The organism is Leisingera sp. UBA4491 (assembly GCF_002388965.1).
Classification (GTDB): Bacteria; Pseudomonadota; Alphaproteobacteria; order Rhodobacterales; family Rhodobacteraceae; genus Leisingera; species Leisingera aquaemixtae.
This window is the reverse complement of sequence record NZ_DGNN01000016.1, coordinates 156,534-174,658: the sequence shown is the minus strand read 5'-3', so window position 1 is coordinate 174,658 and position 18,125 is coordinate 156,534. Positions and strand designations below refer to the sequence as shown.

The window sequence follows — 18,125 nt, the reverse complement described above, 5'->3', positions numbered from 1 at the left end:
GCTCCGGTGTTTTGCCCCAAGGGGCCGGCAGTTTCAATGGGGGCTCTGTTGCCGGGAAGCCAAGGGCTGCGGCGTCCGGCCGATTGTCTCTTTCGCCGCCGGACGCGGACCCATATAATCCGTTGAAAAACAACCCGCCCGCCCGCCGGGCGGCGGGATGGTGCCGAGGAGAGCATGATGCGCCTGACCTGCCCGAATTGTGCAGCCGAATACGAAGTGCCGGAGGATGTGATCCCTGCGGAAGGGCGGGATGTGCAATGTTCCGACTGCGGCCAGACTTGGTTCCAGGCCGCCGCTGCGGAAACGGCGGCTGCCCCGTTGGCAGAGGACGCCGCCGCCCCGGCTGAGGCCGCAGAAGAGCCGGAGCAGCACGCAGCGGTCAGCGCCCTGCAGCAGGCCGCTGAAGAAGCCGCCGAAAATGCCGCGGAACCTGCCTCAGAGCGCAGCGGCATCGAAGATGAGGCGGCAGACTTTTTCGCAGGCAGCCGCGCAGACACTCCGGACGGTTTTGCGCAGGACGCAGCCGAGGACACACCGCCTCAGCAGGCCGAACCGCAGCCGCAGCGCGCGCGCGCACTTGATCCGGCCCTGAGCGGCATCCTGCGCGAGGAGGCCGAGCGCGAAGCCTCGCTGCGGGCGGCAGAAAGCCAAAGCCTGGAGACCCAGCCCGACCTGGGGCTGGAGGAGGCCATCGCCCCCGAAGACGAGACCGCCCGCCGCAGCCGTCAGGCCCGCGACCGGATGGCCCGCATCCGCGGCGAGGATCCGCGCCAGCTGGCCGCCGCCGAGAGCGGCTCCCGCAAGGAGCTGCTGCCGGACATCGAAGAGATCAACTCCACCCTGCGCTCTGCCGGCAGCGGCGCGCCGGCCCAGTATGCGGCCACAGAAGAGCTGCCGCTGCGGCGCAAGAACAATTTTGCCCGCGGCTTTTCGCTGTCGCTGATTGCGGCGCTGGTGATGGTGATTGTCTATGACAATGCCAGCCTGATTGCCGAGAAACTGCCGCAGGCGGAGCCCGCGCTCAGCGGCTATGTCAGCTGGGTGGATCAGATGCGGCTGTGGCTGGATGCGCAGGTGAAAACCCTGACAGCCGCGCAGTAACGCAGCCGGCCTCTTATATACCCCTCTTGAACTGACAGATTCTCCGGCGCGCCCGCCCGGCTCTCAGAACCGGTCCAGCAGCCGCTGCAGATAGCTGCGCTCGCGCTCGGTGCGCTCGCGCTCGCCGGCCCGGCGGCGGATATCCTCCAGCAGGTCCCAGGCCCGGCGGTAGGCGTTGCCCTCGCCGACCTTGCCGCCGTCATCGACCGAGCCGTTGCTGCGGCCCAGCGGGTCCAGCCGGTCGCCCTGCGCCGTCGACGACGGCTGCCCCTGGCCGTTGCGCTGGCCGTCGTCGCGCTGCGCCAGCGCCTCGCCCAGACTGCGCATCCCTTCGCGCAGCGCCTCCATGGCGTCCGACTGGCGGTCGATGGCCTCGGCATTGTCGCCGCCGCGCAGCGCGTCCTCGGCGCCCTCCATGGCGCGGCCAGCACGGTCCAGCGCCTCGCGCGCGGCCTCTCCGGCCTCGCCGCTCAGATACGGCAGCCCGTCGCGCTGCTGCTGCAGCTGCTGGCGCAAGGCCTGCTGACGGTCCGCCAGCGAGCCGCCCTGCCCCGGCTGTTCGCGGCCGCTGCCGCCCTGGCCGCCCTGTCCATCCGGGTTGCGGCTGTCCGCCCCCTCGCCGCCTTCACCCGCGCCGCTGTCGCCGCCCTGGCCGCCCTGGTGGCTCTGGCCGCGGCCCAGGCCGCCGTCACGGCCCTCGTTGCCCTGGCTCTCGCCGCTACGGGCGCCGGGGTTGAACTGTTCCTGCAGGTCGCGGAAGGCCTGATCCGACAGGCCTTGCTGCTCGCGCAGGGTCTCCGCCAGCCCCTCCATCGCCTCGCGGCCCTGATCGCCTTGCCCCTGGCCCTGCTGCGAGCGGGTCATCCGCATGTTTTCCATCATTTGCTGGAATTCGCGCAGCGCCTGCTCGGCCTCGGCCATGCGGCCCTGCTCCATCAGCTCCTGGATGCGGTCCATCATCGCCTGCAGATCATCCTGGCTGAGCGTCATCATGTCCTCGGGCATGTCGCCCTGGTCCATCATCTCGCCATTGGATTCCGCCATCCGGCTCAGCTGGCGCAGATAATCCTGGGTCGCCTCGCGCAGCTCCTGCATCAGGCGGGCGATCTCCTGCTCGCTGGCACCGTCGCGCATCGCCTGGCTCAGCCGCTCCTGCGCCCGCCGCATCCGCTCCAGCGCATCGCCCACGTCGCCCTCTTCCAGCTGCATCGCCAGATCCCACAGCGCGGCGGCGATCTCCTCCTGCCGCGGTTCGGGAAGGGAGCCCTGCACGGTGTAGCTTTCCAGCCGCCGCAGGATGGTGCGCAGCCGCAGGTAATCGCCATAATCGCGGAACAGCCCGTCCGGGCGGTGCGACAGGGTGCGCAGGATCTGCGCCACCCGCACCGCATTCGCGCGCGCCCACAGCAGGTCGCGGCGCTGTTCGATCACCGCCGCGGCCAGCGGGTCAAAGAAGCGGCGGGACAAGAGCTCTGTGCCAAAGCCTGCGGCGGCGGAGGACTGCCCGGCCTCATCCATGGCCGACAGGGTGAACACCACCGGCAGGTTGGCCCAGGGATGGCGGGCAAAATCCTCGATCAGCTTTTCGGTGAAGTCCTCGCGCGAGCCGGACAGGGGCAGCGGCAGGTCCAGCACCAGCGCCTCGCGCGGGTCCGGATCGGCGGCCAGCCCGTGCTGCCGCTCCACCGCGGCCAGATCCAGGGTGATCCGCACCTGCCCGCCTGCCACGCCGTAATCATCCCGGGCGCTGAAGGCCAGCGAGGTGAAGCCGTCAGTCTCCAGCTCCGGCGGGCCGGCCACCGCGATGCCGGGCGGGTGATCCGGGACCACCTCCACCCGCCAGCTGCGCCCGCCGTTCCCTTCGATGGCAAAGCCGCCGTTGCGGGTCACATCGAAGGCCATTGCGCCCTCCGGCGCCGGCGGCTGCTCCGCGGCGGGGTCAGAGATGGCTTCCGACAGGGTTAAAGCTCCCGTTTCGCCATAGAACCGCAGGGTGACACGGCTGCCTTCGGGCAGTTTCAGTACCCCCTCGGGCTGATCGTTCAGGTATAGCACCGGCAGGCGGGTATAGGCGGGCGGCTCCGCCCAGCCCTCCCAGGCCGGACCGCTGAGGGCCGCCGGGCCGCCGGTGCCCAGATCCTTGACGGTGGCCACCTGCCAGATCGATCCGAACAGGAGCGCAACCGCCAGGAACAGCATCGCCATATAGCGCAGCGCATAGGGGTCGGCGGACGCGACGTTCAGGTCGGGCGCAGGGGCGCGGGCCTGCGCGGCGGCGGCGGCCATCCGGCGCTGGTGCGCCTGCCACAACGCGACGGAGGCGGCGTCCTCAGCGCCAATGGCCTGTGTGTCCAGCAGGGCGCTGACCGGACGGCCCGGCAAGGCGGCGTCCAGCCGCTCCAGCGCCGCGGCCCGGCTGGGCCAGCGGAACCGCCAGGCGCCCCAGCCGCAGGCGGCCGCGGCGGCTAGCACAGCCGCAATCGCACCCATCCAGACCGCGCTGTCCGGCAGCAGCTGGTGCAGCCCCAGCATCAGCGCCGCCAGCGCCGCCATCAGCACCGAAACCAGCGGCCAGAAGGCGCGCACGGCCCGTTCGGCCACAAGCCCCGCCTGCGTCAAAGCCACAGGCCAGCGCAGTTTCCTCAGGACCGGATCGGCACGTCTGTCAAAGGGCATTCGGGCCTCATGCTGTGATGGCCCGCGCCGGATCGCGTCCGGACCGCTTCAGAGCCACTCCGGGATGGTATCGCGGTTTATCATCTCTTCATAGTCCGGCCGCCGGCGAATAACCGCGAATTGATCCCCGTGCACCAGCACTTCGGGGATCAGCGGGCGGGAGTTGTACTCGCTCGCCATCACCGCGCCGTAGGCGCCGGCGCTGCGGAAGGAGACCAAATCGCCCGCGGCAAGCGGCGGCAGATCGCGCTGCTTGGCAAAGGTGTCGCCGGTCTCGCACACCGGGCCGACGATGTCATAGGGCCGGCTTTCCACGCCCGCTGCGGGCTCCTCGACCGGGATGATGTCGTGATGCGCCTCATACATCGCCGGGCGGATCAGGTCGTTCATCGCCGCATCGAGGATCACGAAATCGCGCCCCTCGCCCGATTTGACATAGATCACTTTCGACACCAACTGGCCTGCGTTGCCCGCGATCAGGCGGCCCGGCTCAATCTCGATCTCGCAACCCAAGTGGCCAAGCGTTTCCTTGACCATTGCGCCGTATTCCACCGGCAAGGGCGGCGCGGAGTTCGAGCGCTCGTAAGGAATGCCCAGGCCGCCGCCGAGGTCGAGGCGGCGGATGTCGTGGCCGTCGGCGCGCAGGGCGTCCGTCAGCTCCGCCACCTTCTGGTAGGCCAGACGGAACGGCTCCAGGTCGGTCAGCTGCGAGCCGATGTGGACGTCGATCCCCACCACCTCCAGTCCCGGCAGCGCGGCGGCGCGGGCATAGACCTCGCGGGCGCGGGCAATCGGGATGCCGAACTTGTTCTCGGATTTGCCGGTGGCGATTTTAGCGTGGGTCTTGGCATCCACATCCGGGTTCACCCGGATGGTGATCGGGGCCTTGGTGCCCAGCTCCTCTGCCACCGCGCTGATCACCTCCATCTCCGGCTCGGATTCGACGTTGAACTGGCGGATGCCGCCAGTGAGCGCCACGCGGATTTCCTCTGCCGTTTTGCCGACACCGGAGAAGACGATCCTGTCGCCCGGAACGCCCGCCGCCCTGGCCCGCAGGTATTCGCCCTGGCTGACCACATCCATGCCCGCGCCGGCCTGCGCCAGCGTCTTCAGGATCGCCTGGTTGGAGGCCGCTTTCATCGCAAAGCAGACCAGGTGATCGGTGCCCTCCAGCGCCTCGTCGAACAGGCGGAAATGACGCAAGAGAGTGGCGGTGGAATAGACATAGAACGGGGTGCCCACCGCCGCGGCGATCTCGGAGATGGGAACGTCTTCGGCGAAAAGCGCGCCGTCGCGGTAGAGAAAATGGTCCATGGCCCAGCGTTTAGGGCAAAAGGGGCAGATGGATCAAATGATTCCGCCCAGCCCTCCGGCGTCCTGCCAGCGGCCGCGCCGGGATTTTTGAGTATTTGGAAGAAAGATGAAAACAGGATGCCGCGCCTTCATCTTTCCCCAAATACTCACTGCGCAACCGCGGCCTCCGGGTGCCGCGGCCCCGGGGGTTGCGCCCCCAGCGCACGCTGCCCTCACCCGATCTTAAGCGGCGTGCGGCATTCTTTTCCCTGATCGCGGTCACTGCCGGGCCTGACACCCCCGGCATCCTGGAACAGGGCCCTTTGGCACGGGCACGCAAAGACGACGTTCAGCGTGCGGGAGGAAGCTCCCGTCCCGCCTCCGCCCCTTGGCGGCGCCGCCATTCCTTACGTCTGACAGCTGCAGAACCGGCAGCAGGTCAGGACAGGCAGAATAAGACTGGCAGATCTAGGCAAGCAGATCAGGGCTGGCAGAACAGCAACGCAGCAAAGCGCACCCGCCCGGGCCGGCTGGCCGGACGGGCAAAAGCCGTGCGCCTAGAAGCTATGAGACACCCCAACCCGGGCCGAGCCGGACACTTTCACACCGGGTTTGGCAGGCGCACTGGACTTGGCGGTGTCATGCTGTTGCGGCCGCCCCGCTGCCGGCGCCCCGGTCTCGCAGGCTGCAAGTGCAAGCAATGCCGCAAACATAACAACAGGCTTCATCGCGCAATCTCCAAAGAAAAACCGCCCCGGCTGTTGCAGAGGGGCGGTTCTCAGATGGTGGCTGAGCGGTTGCGCATCAAGGGCACGGCACCGCTAGAACCCCAGATAGACGCTGACCGGCCCCTTATGCAGCCCGACCGCGCCGCCGACATGAACACCGCCTCCGCCGCCGACACCAACGCCGGCGTTCAGCGTCGGCTGCACCGGCTCGCCGTCGACGCCGCAGGCGGCCAGCACCGCCAGCCCGATCAAGGCAAAAATCACGTTGCGCATTGTCTGCCTCCTTGCAGCAGCCCCGCCCGGACGGCCTCAGCCGCCCAGAACCTCTTTCCAGCGGGCAATCTGCGCGCGCACCTGGGCGGGTGCGGTGCCGCCATAAGACATGCGCGAGTTTACCGAGTTTTCGACGCCAAGCACAGAGAAGATGTCCTCGGTGATGCCGGCATGCACGCCCTGCATATCCGCAAGCGAAAGATCCGGCAGGTCGCAGCCGCGCTTTTCGGCCATCGCCACAAGGGTGCCGGTCACGTGGTGCGCATCGCGGAACGGCACCTTCAGCACCCGCACCAGCCAGTCGGCCAAGTCGGTGGCGGTGGAGAAGCCGGAGCCTGCCGCGGCCGCCAGCGACTCGCGGTTGCCGGTCATGTCCTTCACCATGCCCTCCATCGCCGCCAGCGCCAGCATCCAGTTGTCGGCGGCGTCAAAGACCTGTTCCTTGTCTTCCTGCATGTCCTTGGAATAGGCCAGCGGCAGCCCCTTCATCACCATCATCAGCGCGGTATTGGCGCCAAAGATCCGGCCCACCTTGGCGCGGATCAGCTCAGCCGCGTCCGGGTTCTTCTTCTGCGGCATGATGGACGAGCCGGTGGAGAAGCGGTCGGAGAGCGTCACGAAACGGAACTGGGCTGAGGACCAGATCACCAGCTCCTCGGCAAAGCGGCTGAGGTGCATGGCGCTGATCGAGGCACAGGACAGGAACTCCAGCGCGAAGTCACGGTCAGAGACGGCATCGAGCGAATTTGCCGCCGGACGGTCAAAGCCCAGCGCCTTGGCGGTCATTTCCCGGTCGATCGGGAAGGAGGTACCCGCCAGCGCCGCCGCGCCCAGGGGCGATTCGTTCATTCTTGCGCGGGCGTCGCGCACCCGGCTGAGGTCGCGGCCGAACATCTCCACATAGGCCATCATGTGGTGGCCCCAGGTGACCGGCTGCGCGGTCTGCAGGTGGGTGAAGCCCGGCATCACCCAATCGGCGCCGGCCTCGGCCTGCGACAGAAGCGCGCGGATCAGCGCCAAGAGGCCCGATTCCGCCGCGTCCAGCTGGTCGCGCACCCAGAGTTTGAAATCGGTCGCCACTTGGTCATTGCGCGACCGGCCCGTGTGCAGACGGCCCGCAGGCTCGCCGATGATCTCTTTCAGGCGGGCCTCCACATTCATGTGGATGTCTTCAAGTGCCGTGGAAAACTGGAAGGTTCCGCCCTCGATCTCTGACAAAACGGTGAGCAGCCCTTCCCGAATGGCCTCGGCATCATTATCCGTAATGACGCCTGTTGCGGCCAACATCGCCGCATGGGCCCTGGAACCGGCAATGTCCTGCGCCGCCATCCGCTTGTCGAACCCGATCGAGGCATTGATTGCCTCCATGATCGCGTCCGGGCCAGCGGCAAAGCGGCCGCCCCACATCTGGTTCGAGGATTGATCTGTCATGGTGTGGAACCCCGGAGATAATATGCGTCTGTTTCGTCAGCTTTCCCTTTATATGGCCCTCGCCTTGGGTGCAAATGCCGCTGTTGCGGCGGATCAGGCGCAGCTGGAGGCTCTGCGCGACGGCTCGATGAAGAAGCTGGTGGTGCATGCCGAGCCGCGCGATGTGTCCGCGGCCGCGTTTGACCTGGCCGACGGCGCGGGCACCGCGACCCTGGCCGACTACAGGGGCAAGATCGTGCTCTTGAACTTCTGGGCCACCTGGTGCGCCCCCTGCCGCAAGGAGATGCCGCAGCTGGAAGAACTGCAGCAGGAGTTCGGCGGCGCGGATTTCCAGGTGCTGACCATCGCCACCGGGCGCAACTCGCCCGCGGGCATCCAGAAATTCTTTGATGAAAACGGCATCAACAGCCTGCCCCGCCACCAGGACCCGAAACAGGCGCTGGCCCGCGAAATGGCGGTGATCGGCCTGCCGATCACGGTGCTTTTGGACCGCGACGGCAAGGAGGCCGCGCGGCTTTTGGGCGATGCCGAATGGAACTCGGACAGCGCCAAGGCGATTATCGCGGCGATGATCGCTGATCCGGAAGGCAGCTGAGCGAAGCACCCGGGACGCTTGGGCTGAGGGCTGGCCGGCGCTGCAAACGAGAGAGTTTCTTTGCCGCGCCGCCGCTCACCCCGTGGCCCTGACCCAGCAGAGATTCGCACTATTTCACTCCTGAGGGACGCCCCGGTAAGGCGCCCGCGTTTAGGGTGGAGCGTAATATGAAACCTGTTGTGTTACTGATCGGCAAGCTGCCGAATGTGATCGGCAATGTGGCTGAACAGCTGGACCATCTGCCGATCCAGTGGCTGGGCGCGCATGACCAGCCCGAAGTGGTGCGCCAGCTGGAAACCGAGCCGCGCATCGAATGCGTGATCATGGGCGCGGGGCTGGACGACCAGATCCGCGGCGATCTGATCGGCATCATTGCCGCCCTCAGGCCGGACGTCTGCATCCACCTCAAGGACCGCGCCTCCGGGCCGGAAGGGCTGGTGCCCTTTGTCGAGCGGGTGGTGCAGATGGAGGTTCTGGCCCGCCCGGGCAGCACCGCAATGGCGGGATAGCGGCAGCCGGGCTTGACCCCACGCCACCTTTGACAGCCTTCCGGCGGGCCGCCAGTCTGCCTGCGGGAGGACGTGATGCCGCTGGAACTGCTGCTGGCCCTGGTCGTGGGCGGGATATCCGGAATTGCCGTGCTGCTGCACTTGACGGGGCGGTCCCGGCAGGCTGTTCTGACCGCCGGCAGCGCCCGCTCCGCCTGGCTGCGCCATTTCCCCAACGACTGCGTCACCAAGGTTCTGCCCGCCGCCAGCGGGCAGGCGGCGCTGGTGCTGACCGAGGGCGGCATCGGGCTGCTCTGGGCCTTTGGCGCCGATACGGTGGGCCGCCCTCTGGCCGCGGCCCGGGTTCGCGAAACCGCCAGCGGGCTGCGGTTTGAGTTCAACGACTTTTCCGCCCCCGGACTCTCCCTGTCCTTGCCAGACGGCGAGCGCCGGCAGTGGCTGGAGCTGATCAACACCCCGGCGGAGGCTGCATGACCGGACAGATTTCCTTTCCCGACGTGACCCAGCTGGCGGTGCCGTTTTTCATCGCCGCGATCCTGGCCGAGTTCTTGTGGATCGCCCTGAAAAAGCGCGGCGGGCGGTATGAGACCCGCGATGCCGTCACCTCGCTGATCATGGGCGCGGGCAGCGTCGCCGAGGGGCTGCTGCTGGGCTTCATCGCCTGGGCGCTGCTGATGTTCCTGTGGGAGCTGACGCCGCTGGACATGGGCACCTCGCTCTGGGCGGTGCTGGCCTGTTTCGTGCTGGACGACCTGCGCTATTACTGGGTGCACCGCCTGGGCCACCGGGTGCGCTGGGTCTGGGCCTCCCACGTGAACCACCACTCCAGCCAGCACTACAACCTGACCACCGCGCTGCGGCAGACCTGGACCGGCACCTTCACCTTCATGATGGTGGTCAAGGCGCCGATGGTTCTCTTGGGATTTCACCCGGCGCTGGTGCTGTTCTGCGGCGGTCTGAACCTGATCTACCAGTTCTGGATCCACACCGAGGCGGTTGGCCGCCTGCCGCGCTGGTTCGAGGCGGTGATGAACACCCCCAGCCACCACCGCGCCCACCATGGCCGCAATCCGCGCTATCTGGATTGCAACTATGCCGGGGTGTTCATCATCTGGGACAAGCTGTTTGGCACCTTCGTGCCGGAACAGGACCACGACCGGCCCGATTACGGGCTGGTGCACAACATCGCCAGCTTCAACCCGCTGCGCGTGGCCTTTCATGAATGGGCTGGCATCTTCAAGGATATGGCCCAGCCCGGCCTGACCCTGAAACAACGGCTGCTCTATGCCTTTGCGCCGCCCGGCTACAGCCACGACGGCAGCCGCGAGACCTCTGCCGGGATCAAGGCCGCCCACTTGGCCCGCCACCCCGAAGATGCGGGCACTCCTGGCTTTGGCGGTTGAGCCGGACCTGGGCCGGACCTGGGCCAGCAGCCCGATAGCTCAAATTTGAATTTTAATCCCGGCTCAACCCTTTTGCGCGACGCTGCCGGGAGCATCATATTGAGTCAAATCTTTGCCGGAACAGGGCCCCAGCAGCACATGAACAGACGAAACGCGATGGCAGATCTGCCCGAAGGATCCGATAACCCGCTGAGCGCGGCCGTGGCAGGCCGCGACCGGTCCACTTTGGAAATGGTCGGCGAAGCGGTTAAGCACGGTCAGACCGTATTAGCCTATCAGCCCGTCATGCAGGCGATGGCGCCGCATGGCGTCGCCTTTTACGAGGGTTACATCCGGGTGCTGGACCCGACCGGCCGGGTGATTCCCGCCCGGGAATTCATGCATGTGGTCGAGGATAAGGAAATCGGCCGCGAGATGGACTGCCTGGCGCTGCAGCACGGCTTGCGCGCGCTGGAGAAATTCCCGCAGATCCGCCTGTCCGTCAACATGTCCGCCCGCTCCATCGGCTATCAGCGCTGGACGCAGGTGCTGCACCGGTTTCTGAAAGGCGACGCCACGCTGGGCGAACGCCTGGTGCTGGAACTGACCGAGGCTTCGGTCATGGCCGCGCCGGAGCTGGTGCTGGATTTCATGGGCCGGATGCAGCAGCACGGGATTGCCTTTGCGCTCGACAATTTCGGCGCCGGCACAACGGCGATCGGCCATTTCCGCCAGTTCTTCTTCGACGCGGTGAAAATCGACGGCCAGTTCGTGCGCGGCATCCACGCCAGCCATGACAACCAGTCGGTTGTGCGGGCCCTGATCGGCATTGCCAAACAGTTCGACATGTTCACCGTCGCCGAGTCGGTGGAAAGCCAGGAAGATGCCGCCTTTCTGGTGGATAACGGGGTGGATTGCCTGCAGGGCTACCTGTACGGCGCGCCGTCAGTGTCGCCGCCCTGGATCGAGGACATGAAGCAGCGCCAGCAGGCCGGATAAGAACAGGGGCGCGCACAGGTCCCGCCCGCTGACGCCCTGCCAGCGGAATACGCTCCGCCGCCCGGCGCACGCGCGCGGCTCCCCGGGGGCTGGGCGGCAGCAATCGTTCTGACCGCCGCAGCCGTCAGCGGCCGGCCCCGGCATGCCGCGCCGGTCCAGCGGCCTCCAAGCGTTTACCCGACTCAACCTCGCCTTGTGTCACGAGACAGGCCGGATGCGGATCAAAGGCGGGCCGCGGTCCTGCACGCCGCCGCCTCTGCGGCCCTCCGCGCCGGATGCCGGCGGTGCCGCACCGCAAATCTCCCCGGCCGCAGACCGGCTGCCCCTGCGTTAGCGCGTTGTCTTTGCAGCCGCTTTCCAGCCCGCCCCGCGCCGCGGTCCCGCGTCCGGGTCCGCGGCCCGCAGCCCCCCGCCCCGGCGCTGACGGAAATCCTCCGGCAGAGGACGTTTCTGGCGGTTGACTCTTGCGCTCCGACTGGGACACCCTGTCAATTGCTGCACGCGCAGCAATAGATTATGCCGGGACCCGGAGGATACGGGAAAGATTGTTGCGCAGGCACGGCCCGGCCGTTTGCGCGGCGCTTTTCCGAAGACCAAAATGATGGCAGAGGACCAGAAATCAATGACCAATGTTGTAATCGCATCGGCCGCACGCACCGCCGTCGGCTCCTTTGGCGGCGCGTTCGCCAATACCCCTGCCCATGATCTGGGCGCCGCGGTGCTGGAAGCCGTGGTGGAGCGGGCCGGTGTCGACAAATCCGAGGTGTCGGAAACCATTCTGGGCCAAGTGCTGACCGCCGCCCAGGGCCAGAACCCGGCCCGGCAGGCGCATATCAACGCGGGCCTGCCCAAGGAAAGCGCCGCCTGGAGCATCAACCAGGTCTGCGGCTCCGGCCTGCGCGCCGTGGCGCTTGGCGCCCAGCACATCCAGCTGGGCGACGCCTCCATCGTGGCCGCCGGCGGCCAGGAAAACATGACCCTCAGCCCCCATGCCGCGCACCTGCGCGCGGGCCACAAAATGGGCGACATGCAGTACATCGACACGATGATCCGCGACGGCCTGTGGGACGCTTTCAACGGCTACCACATGGGCCAGACCGCCGAAAACGTGGCCGAGCAGTGGCAGATCTCCCGCGACATGCAGGACGAGTTTGCTGTCGCCTCGCAAAACAAGGCCGAAGCGGCTCAGAAGGCAGGCAAGTTCGCCGATGAGATCGCTGCCTTCACCGTGAAGACCCGCAAGGGCGAAACCGTAGTGGACCAGGACGAATACATCCGCCACGGCGCCACCATGGAAGCGATGCAGAAGCTGCGCCCGGCCTTCACCAGGGACGGATCGGTCACTGCGGCCAACGCTTCCGGCCTGAACGACGGCGCCGCCGCCACCCTTCTCATGAGCGCTGACGAGGCCGAACGCCGCGGCATCGAGCCGCTGGCCCGCATCGCCTCCTACGCCACCGCCGGCCTGGACCCGGCGATCATGGGCGTCGGCCCGGTCTATGCCTCCCGCAAGGCGCTGGAGAAGGCCGGCTGGTCGGTCAATGACCTGGATCTGGTCGAAGCCAACGAAGCCTTTGCCGCCCAGGCCTGCGCGGTGAACAAGGACATGGGCTGGGATCCGGCCATTGTGAACGTGAACGGCGGCGCCATTGCCATCGGCCACCCGATCGGCGCCTCGGGCTGCCGGGTTCTGAACACGCTTCTGTTCGAAATGAAGCGCCGCGGCGCCAAGAAAGGCCTGGCCACGCTGTGCATCGGCGGCGGCATGGGCGTTGCCATGTGCGTGGAGCGCCCGTAAGTGGCGCAAATCCGCTGATATCGCAGGGCGCCCTTTCGGGGCGCCCTTTTTCTTTTACAATTCAGCGGTATTCCGCGGGTGCGACAATTTAATTGCGGCAATGCAGAAATTTCATGACGCAATAATGTTGCGCCCGCATAAGCAAAACTGTAGCAAGATTACCAAAGCAAAAACTCATCTGGAGGATTCTTGAATGGCACGTACTGCACTCGTCACCGGCGGTTCCCGCGGCATCGGCGCAGCAATTTCCCAGGCGCTGAAGGCGCAGGGCTGCAATGTGGCCGCGACCTATGCCGGCAATGACGAAGCCGCGGCGAAATTCACCGACGAAACCGGCATCAAGACCTACAAATGGAATGTTGGCAGCTACGAGGAAAGCGCCGCCGGCATCGCCAAGGTCGAAGAGGAAATGGGCCCGATCGACATCGTTGTGGCCAACGCCGGCATCACCCGCGACGCGCCCTTCCACAAGATGACGCCGCAGCAGTGGCAGGAAGTGATCGACACCAACCTGACCGGCGTGTTCAACACCGTTCACCCGGTCTGGCCGGGCATGCGCGAGCGCAAGTTCGGCCGCGTCATCGTGATCTCCTCGATCAACGGCCAGAAGGGCCAGTTCGCGCAGGTGAACTATGCCGCCACCAAGGCAGGCGACCTGGGCATCGTGAAATCGCTGGCCCAGGAAGGCGCGCGCGCCGGCATCACCGCCAACGCGGTCTGCCCCGGCTATATCGCCACCGAGATGGTGATGGCAGTGCCGGAGAAGGTGCGGGAATCGATCATTGCCCAGATCCCGGCCGGCCGCCTGGGCGAGCCGGAAGAGATCGCCCGCTGCGTGGCCTTCCTGGCGTCTGACGAGTCGGGCTTCATCAACGGCTCGACCATCTCCGCCAACGGCGCGCAGTTCTTCGTCTGACACGCTGAACCGATGACAGCCCGCACCCCGCCCCGGCGGGGTGCGGGCCCCCGCTTAGGCGGCGGCAACCGCCTTGAACCGCAACTGGTTGCGGGCGCGAAAAGCACTACCCTCATACGTGCAGCAAGGAGGGAGTGCAGATCATGCAATTCGTGATGTCCAACCGGCGCGCCGGCAAATTCCAGGACGCCGAAAAGACCGCCTCGCGCGCGGCGCTGGCCGAGGCGCTGACGGTGCTGCCCGCCACCGCCCATATCCGTTCGGAATCCCGCCCTGCCGATGATCTGGCCCGGCGCAGTGTGATCCTCGAAGGCACCCCGGCCGAAATGCTGGCGCTGGATGCGGCCACCTCCAGCGACGTGATCGTCGAGCCGCTGATCCTGCACCAGCGCGAGGGCGCTCTCTCTATGTTCAATCACGCCCGGGTGCCGCTGGCGGGGCTGATGCGGGCCGCGCCCGCAGGTGCTGCGCCGCTCGAATTCCACGTGCGCGGCGGCGGCGCGCCGCTGGCGCAGGCCACCGTCATCCTGTTCCTGCGGCGGCTGGACGGCGAGGTGATGCGGGAGGAGAGCCTGACAGGGGCAGACGGTATCGCCGCTTTCCCCAGCAACCCGGCCTTCCAGCCCCTGGCCGCCATCGTCAAACCCTATGCGGGCTTCTGGGCGCGGTGGGCGCAGGTGTCGGGGCAGAAGACCACGGTGGTCTGCAGCAAGCTGCCGGGGAACCGGCGGCTGGACTGGTGGCACCATGCCAGCGGCATCAGCAGTTTCGCTCCGGACGCAGGCGCAGGCATCAGGGTGGGCGTCATCGACACCGGGCTTGGCCCGCATCCGCATCTTCAGGGCACCGATCATGGCGCCTTTATCCTCGGCATTCACGACCCCGATGGCGGGGCGGATGCGGATGTGCATGGCACCCATGTGGCTGGCACAATCGCCGGGCGCCCGGGGGAGGTGCTGGCGCATGGCGGCATCGCGCCGGGCGTTGAACTTCACACGGCCCGGGTGTTCCCGCCCGGCGAAGGCGCCGCGAATATCGACATTGCCGATGCAATCGACAGCCTCAGCCGCGCGGGCGCGGATCTGATCAACCTGTCGCTGGGCGCGCCGGTCAAGTCAGAGGTGGTCCAGGATGCGGTGCAGGACGCAGCCGAGCGCGGCACGCTGTGCCTGTGCGCCGCTGCCAATTCCTTTGAGTTCGTGCATTTCCCCGCTGCCCTGCCCGAAACCGCCGCGGTTTCCGCCGCGGGCAAGCTGGGCACCGCGCCGGAGGATTCCGTTTCCGGCGGCCAGCTGCCGGATCAGCCGGAGCTGTTCGGCCTTGACGGGTTCTACTTTGCCCGCTTCTCCTGCTTCGGGCCGGAGATTGACGCCATCGCGCCGGGGGTCGGCATCATCGCGCCGGTCCCGGCCCGGCACGGGCTCGCCGTGCCTTATGCGGCGCTCGACGGCACCTCGATGGCGACACCGGTGGCCTGCGGCGTGCTGGCGCGGATGCTGGCGGAAGATGCGTCTTACCTAGCGATGCCGCGCAACATCTTCCGCAGCGACCTCGCCCGCCACCGGCTGCGGGAAATTTGCAGGACGATCGGTCTTGCTGCCATATATGAAGGGCACGGAATGCCCCGAAGCTGAAGCGGAGGCCGGGCCGATGGCCGATTATGTGATCGCGGTAAAACGCACGATGCGGGAGGAGCTGCCGCAGAACTGGCAGAGCCAGCTGGAAGACATTGACGGGCTCACGCTGCTCAGCCCGCCTGCCCGGGAGCGGGTGCTGGTGTCTGCCAGCCCGGACGCCTTGCGCCATCTGGACGCGCAGCTGGGCCGCTACCTCAGGATCGAGCCGCTGATCCGCCACCAGACCTCCCGCTGAAGCGGCTCGTGGCAGAAACGGCAAGGGCCAGCCCCGCAAGGCCGGCCCTCTTCCTATCCCGTAAGAACCTTTTCTCGAATTAGAGCGCGCTCAGGCCCAGCGGGAAACCTTGGGGCGGAGGGACGGCACCGGCTTCTTGCCGAACAGCCATGTCCAGGCCAGTTTCAGCACCTGACCGCGTTCGGCGTGGGCGCGGGCCATGGCAGACCTCACGGCGGCATCAGCAGAATATTCCAGCATCTTCGGCCTCCTTTCGGATCAGTATCCTTTGCCTGCATCCAATATGAGGGTATGTCCGGAAACGCACAAACGAGACTTTTCCAGCGTTCAGTTAAGGTATACTTATGTGGTCATGTCTGACCGCCTGCCCCCCCTCACCGCCTTGCGCGCCTTTGATGCCGCCGCCCGCCACATGTCCTTTGCCAAGGCAGCGGAGGAGCTGAACGTGACCCCTGCGGCGCTGTCGTTTCAGATCAAATCGCTGGAGGAGCATCTGGGCCAGCCGCTGTTCCGGCGCCTGAACCGCGCGGTGGAGCTGACCGAAGCGGGCGAGACGCTGGCGCCCGGCGCCGCCGAGGGCTTCCGGGCGCTGGGCCAAGCCTGGCAGAGCACCCGGCGGCTGCTGGATGAGACCACGCTGACGGTAACTGCCGGGCCTGCGCTGACGGCGAAATGGCTGGCGCCGCGGCTGTTCGAATTCGCCCGCAGCCACCCGGAAATCGAGCTGCGGCTGTCGGCCTCGCTCAAGGTGGTGGACCTGCGCCGCGGCGGTGTGGATGTGGCGATCCGCTTTGGCGTCTCCGACGATGCCGGGCTGGCGTCCTACGGCACGCGCCCCGACTGGCTGACACCTGTGATGACGCCGGAGATGCACGCGCAGTTTCCGACCCCGGAGTCGCTGCGCCGCGCGCCGCTGATCTTCGACGATTCCCTGAGCACCGTTGCGCCGGGCTGCGACTGGCCTGCGTGGTTTCAGGCAGTGGGCGTGGAATTCGCCCCCGGCACCGGCACCCATTTTTCGGCGCCCGATCACGCCATTGACGCCGCTTGCGCGGGCCTGGGCGTGGCGCTGGGGCGGCGGCCGCTGATCATCAAGGACGTCCGGGAGGGGCGGCTGGTGGCGCCGTTCAAGGTGGCGATCCAGACCGATGCGCGGTTCCGCTTCCTGTGCCTGCCGGAAGCCAGGGACCGGCCCCAGATCGCAGCCTTCCGCGACTGGTTCTTTGCAGAAATCGAGAAAACCGCGCATATGTGGGGCGATTTCGACATTATCCCTGTTCAGGATCTGCAACCCCAATGACCAAGACCCGCGCAACCGCCATTGGCTTTATCGCTGTTTTGCTGTGGGCGCTGCTGGCGCTGCTGACCGTCGGCTCTGAACCTGCCCCGCCGCTGCTGCTGAACGCGCTGTGCTTCACCATCGGCGGCACCCTGGGGATCATCTGGACCGCAGCGTCGGGCAAACTGGGCCAGCTGCGCCACGTGCCGGTCAGGGTCTACATCTTCGGCACCCTGGGGCTGTTCGGCTATCACGCGCTGTATTTCTCGGCGCTGCGGCTTGCGCCCGCGGCGGAGGCCGGGCTGATCGCCTATCTGTGGCCCCTGCTGATCGTGCTGCTGTCCGGCCTGCTGCCCGGCGAGCAGCTGAAGGCGGGGCATCTGATCGGCGCCGGCTTGGGGTTTGCCGGGGCGGCGACCATCATCTCAGGCGGCGGCGGCGGGTTTGAGGCGCAGTATCTGCCGGGCTACGGGCTGGCGCTGCTGTGCGCGCTCACATGGTCCGGCTATTCGGTGCTGTCGCGGCTGGTGGGCGGCGCGCCGACCAGTTCGGTCGCGGTGTTCTGCCTGGCGACCGCCGTGGCCTCCTGGGGGCTGCATTTTTTGCTGGAGGAGACGGTGTGGCCCGCAGGCACGCTGGGCTGGGTGTCGACCCTGCTGCTGGGGCTCGGCCCCGTGGGGCTGGCGTTCTACGTGTGGGACATTGGCGTCAAGCAGGGCGATATCCAGATGCTTGGCACCAGCTCCTATGCGGCGCCGCTTTTGTCAACGCTGATCCTGGTGCTGGCGGGGATTGCCGCGGCCTCCTGGGGGCTGGCGCTGGCGGCGGCGCTGATCACCGGCGGCGCGCTGATTGCCGCCCGGGCCAGCACCGGTGCCGCAAAGCCCCGCAACTAAAAAGAGGGCCGCCGCAACCGGGCAGGCCCTCCAAACCTCATGCCGGGCAAGGCCCCGGCAAGCCCCCTCAGACCGCTTCGGCCGTCAGGCGCTCAATCTCTTCCTTCAGTTTGAGCTTCTGCTTTTTCATCGCTGCAATCTGCAGCCCGTCGGTACTGGGTGACCGTTGGGCCTGTTCCACTTCCATGCTCAGGTGCTCGTGCTTCTTCTTAAGTTCGGTCAGATGCGAGCTGAGGCTCATGGCAACCCTCCTTCTTTGAGCTAGATGTGTTTGACGAATATGAGTGGAGCACAAGTTCCCGCATCTGTCACGCTGCAGCCGCAGTATTTTTGTCATGAAATTTTCATATCGGCTATGCGCCGCGCATTTTGCCGCA

The 18,125-nt window shown here is 66.8% G+C and carries 18 protein-coding genes; 12 read left to right on the top strand and 6 right to left on the bottom strand.

What is annotated here, in order from left to right:
- The first annotated feature begins 177 nt into the window (after positions 1–177).
- Positions 178–1,101 (top strand): zinc-ribbon domain-containing protein, encoded by a 924-nt coding sequence (locus B2P87_RS08700; RefSeq protein WP_141891073.1) that lies wholly within the window; start codon positions 178–180, stop codon positions 1,099–1,101.
- A gap of 63 nt (positions 1,102–1,164) precedes the next feature.
- Here the strand turns inward: B2P87_RS08700 and B2P87_RS08695 are convergent, their stop codons facing one another.
- From B2P87_RS08695 to argH, 4 genes are all read right to left on the bottom strand, one after another.
- A complete protein-coding gene (locus B2P87_RS08695; RefSeq protein ID WP_141891074.1) occupies positions 1,165–3,777 on the bottom strand; it encodes a TIGR02302 family protein in 2,613 nt (870 codons plus the stop codon).
- A gap of 48 nt (positions 3,778–3,825) precedes the next feature.
- Positions 3,826–5,091, bottom strand: coding sequence for a diaminopimelate decarboxylase (lysA, locus tag B2P87_RS08690; protein WP_141891075.1), 1,266 nt, complete (start codon positions 5,089–5,091; stop codon positions 3,826–3,828).
- Positions 5,092–5,891: 800 nt separating this feature from the next.
- Positions 5,892–6,071: a hypothetical protein gene (locus B2P87_RS08685; protein WP_141891076.1), complete on the bottom strand. Its 180-nt coding sequence runs from the start codon at positions 6,069–6,071 to the stop codon at positions 5,892–5,894.
- A 36-nt stretch (positions 6,072–6,107) separates the two neighbouring features.
- The gene (gene argH, locus B2P87_RS08680) at positions 6,108–7,502 is read right to left on the bottom strand and encodes an argininosuccinate lyase (RefSeq protein WP_208764494.1); all 1,395 of its coding nucleotides are present in this window, start codon (positions 7,500–7,502) and stop codon (positions 6,108–6,110) included.
- Between the two features lie 22 nt (positions 7,503–7,524).
- On the opposite strand from argH, the gene B2P87_RS08675 reads away from it, so the two are divergent.
- The 9 genes from B2P87_RS08675 to B2P87_RS08635 all read left to right on the top strand — a co-directional run bounded on the left by B2P87_RS08675 (position 7,525) and on the right by B2P87_RS08635 (position 15,573).
- Positions 7,525–8,097 (top strand): TlpA disulfide reductase family protein, encoded by a 573-nt coding sequence (locus B2P87_RS08675; protein WP_244940731.1) that lies wholly within the window; start codon positions 7,525–7,527, stop codon positions 8,095–8,097.
- A gap of 167 nt (positions 8,098–8,264) precedes the next feature.
- Positions 8,265–8,606 (top strand): hypothetical protein, encoded by a 342-nt coding sequence (locus tag B2P87_RS08670; RefSeq protein ID WP_141891078.1) that lies wholly within the window; start codon positions 8,265–8,267, stop codon positions 8,604–8,606.
- A 75-nt stretch (positions 8,607–8,681) separates the two neighbouring features.
- Complete coding sequence (locus B2P87_RS08665) at positions 8,682–9,080, top strand: hypothetical protein (protein WP_141891079.1); 399 nt, start codon at positions 8,682–8,684, stop codon at positions 9,078–9,080.
- Entirely contained in the window at positions 9,077–10,009 is a 933-nt protein-coding gene (locus tag B2P87_RS08660; RefSeq protein ID WP_141891080.1) for a sterol desaturase family protein, read from the top strand. Before B2P87_RS08665 ends, B2P87_RS08660 begins: the two co-directional genes overlap by 4 nt.
- A 138-nt stretch (positions 10,010–10,147) precedes the next feature.
- On the top strand, positions 10,148–10,987 hold the full coding sequence (locus tag B2P87_RS08655) for an EAL domain-containing protein (protein ID WP_141891081.1): 840 nt from the start codon (positions 10,148–10,150) through the stop codon (positions 10,985–10,987).
- A gap of 622 nt (positions 10,988–11,609) precedes the next feature.
- Positions 11,610–12,785, top strand: coding sequence for an acetyl-CoA C-acetyltransferase (locus B2P87_RS08650; protein WP_286852451.1), 1,176 nt, complete (start codon positions 11,610–11,612; stop codon positions 12,783–12,785).
- A gap of 193 nt (positions 12,786–12,978) precedes the next feature.
- Positions 12,979–13,701: an acetoacetyl-CoA reductase gene (phbB, locus tag B2P87_RS08645; protein ID WP_058285166.1), complete on the top strand. Its 723-nt coding sequence runs from the start codon at positions 12,979–12,981 to the stop codon at positions 13,699–13,701.
- A 143-nt stretch (positions 13,702–13,844) separates the two neighbouring features.
- Positions 13,845–15,335, top strand: coding sequence for a S8 family peptidase (locus B2P87_RS08640; protein WP_141891083.1), 1,491 nt, complete (start codon positions 13,845–13,847; stop codon positions 15,333–15,335).
- Positions 15,307–15,573, top strand: a complete 267-nt coding sequence (locus tag B2P87_RS08635; protein ID WP_058285164.1) for a hypothetical protein — start codon at positions 15,307–15,309, stop codon at positions 15,571–15,573. Before B2P87_RS08640 ends, B2P87_RS08635 begins: the two co-directional genes overlap by 29 nt.
- A 90-nt stretch (positions 15,574–15,663) precedes the next feature.
- Here B2P87_RS08635 and B2P87_RS08630 read toward each other — a convergent pair whose 3' ends face one another.
- The gene (locus B2P87_RS08630) at positions 15,664–15,813 is read right to left on the bottom strand and encodes a hypothetical protein (RefSeq protein ID WP_167510261.1); all 150 of its coding nucleotides are present in this window, start codon (positions 15,811–15,813) and stop codon (positions 15,664–15,666) included.
- 112 nt (positions 15,814–15,925) lie between these two features.
- On the opposite strand from B2P87_RS08630, the gene B2P87_RS08625 reads away from it, so the two are divergent.
- Both B2P87_RS08625 and B2P87_RS08620 read left to right on the top strand, forming a co-directional pair.
- Positions 15,926–16,873 (top strand): transcriptional regulator GcvA, encoded by a 948-nt coding sequence (locus B2P87_RS08625; protein WP_141891085.1) that lies wholly within the window; start codon positions 15,926–15,928, stop codon positions 16,871–16,873.
- Positions 16,870–17,748 (top strand): DMT family transporter, encoded by an 879-nt coding sequence (locus B2P87_RS08620; protein ID WP_141891086.1) that lies wholly within the window; start codon positions 16,870–16,872, stop codon positions 17,746–17,748. Before B2P87_RS08625 ends, B2P87_RS08620 begins: the two co-directional genes overlap by 4 nt.
- Positions 17,749–17,815: 67 nt before the next feature.
- Here B2P87_RS08620 and B2P87_RS08615 read toward each other — a convergent pair whose 3' ends face one another.
- Positions 17,816–17,989, bottom strand: a complete 174-nt coding sequence (locus B2P87_RS08615) for a YdcH family protein (protein ID WP_008557220.1) — start codon at positions 17,987–17,989, stop codon at positions 17,816–17,818.
- Positions 17,990–18,125 lie beyond the last annotated feature (136 nt).

Coding starts and splice junctions, on each gene's coding strand:
- B2P87_RS08700 (WP_141891073.1), top strand. CDS start 178: ATGCGCCTGACCTGCCCGAATTGTGCAGCCGAATACGAAGTGCCGGAG.
- B2P87_RS08695 (WP_141891074.1), bottom strand. CDS start 3,777: ATGCCCTTTGACAGACGTGCCGATCCGGTCCTGAGGAAACTGCGCTGG.
- lysA (WP_141891075.1), bottom strand. CDS start 5,091: ATGGACCATTTTCTCTACCGCGACGGCGCGCTTTTCGCCGAAGACGTT.
- B2P87_RS08685 (WP_141891076.1), bottom strand. CDS start 6,071: ATGCGCAACGTGATTTTTGCCTTGATCGGGCTGGCGGTGCTGGCCGCC.
- argH (WP_208764494.1), bottom strand. CDS start 7,502: ATGACAGATCAATCCTCGAACCAGATGTGGGGCGGCCGCTTTGCCGCT.
- B2P87_RS08675 (WP_244940731.1), top strand. CDS start 7,525: ATGCGTCTGTTTCGTCAGCTTTCCCTTTATATGGCCCTCGCCTTGGGT.
- B2P87_RS08670 (WP_141891078.1), top strand. CDS start 8,265: ATGAAACCTGTTGTGTTACTGATCGGCAAGCTGCCGAATGTGATCGGC.
- B2P87_RS08665 (WP_141891079.1), top strand. CDS start 8,682: ATGCCGCTGGAACTGCTGCTGGCCCTGGTCGTGGGCGGGATATCCGGA.
- B2P87_RS08660 (WP_141891080.1), top strand. CDS start 9,077: ATGACCGGACAGATTTCCTTTCCCGACGTGACCCAGCTGGCGGTGCCG.
- B2P87_RS08655 (WP_141891081.1), top strand. CDS start 10,148: ATGAACAGACGAAACGCGATGGCAGATCTGCCCGAAGGATCCGATAAC.
- B2P87_RS08650 (WP_286852451.1), top strand. CDS start 11,610: ATGACCAATGTTGTAATCGCATCGGCCGCACGCACCGCCGTCGGCTCC.
- phbB (WP_058285166.1), top strand. CDS start 12,979: ATGGCACGTACTGCACTCGTCACCGGCGGTTCCCGCGGCATCGGCGCA.
- B2P87_RS08640 (WP_141891083.1), top strand. CDS start 13,845: ATGCAATTCGTGATGTCCAACCGGCGCGCCGGCAAATTCCAGGACGCC.
- B2P87_RS08635 (WP_058285164.1), top strand. CDS start 15,307: ATGAAGGGCACGGAATGCCCCGAAGCTGAAGCGGAGGCCGGGCCGATG.
- B2P87_RS08630 (WP_167510261.1), bottom strand. CDS start 15,813: ATGCTGGAATATTCTGCTGATGCCGCCGTGAGGTCTGCCATGGCCCGC.
- B2P87_RS08625 (WP_141891085.1), top strand. CDS start 15,926: ATGTCTGACCGCCTGCCCCCCCTCACCGCCTTGCGCGCCTTTGATGCC.
- B2P87_RS08620 (WP_141891086.1), top strand. CDS start 16,870: ATGACCAAGACCCGCGCAACCGCCATTGGCTTTATCGCTGTTTTGCTG.
- B2P87_RS08615 (WP_008557220.1), bottom strand. CDS start 17,989: ATGAGCCTCAGCTCGCATCTGACCGAACTTAAGAAGAAGCACGAGCAC.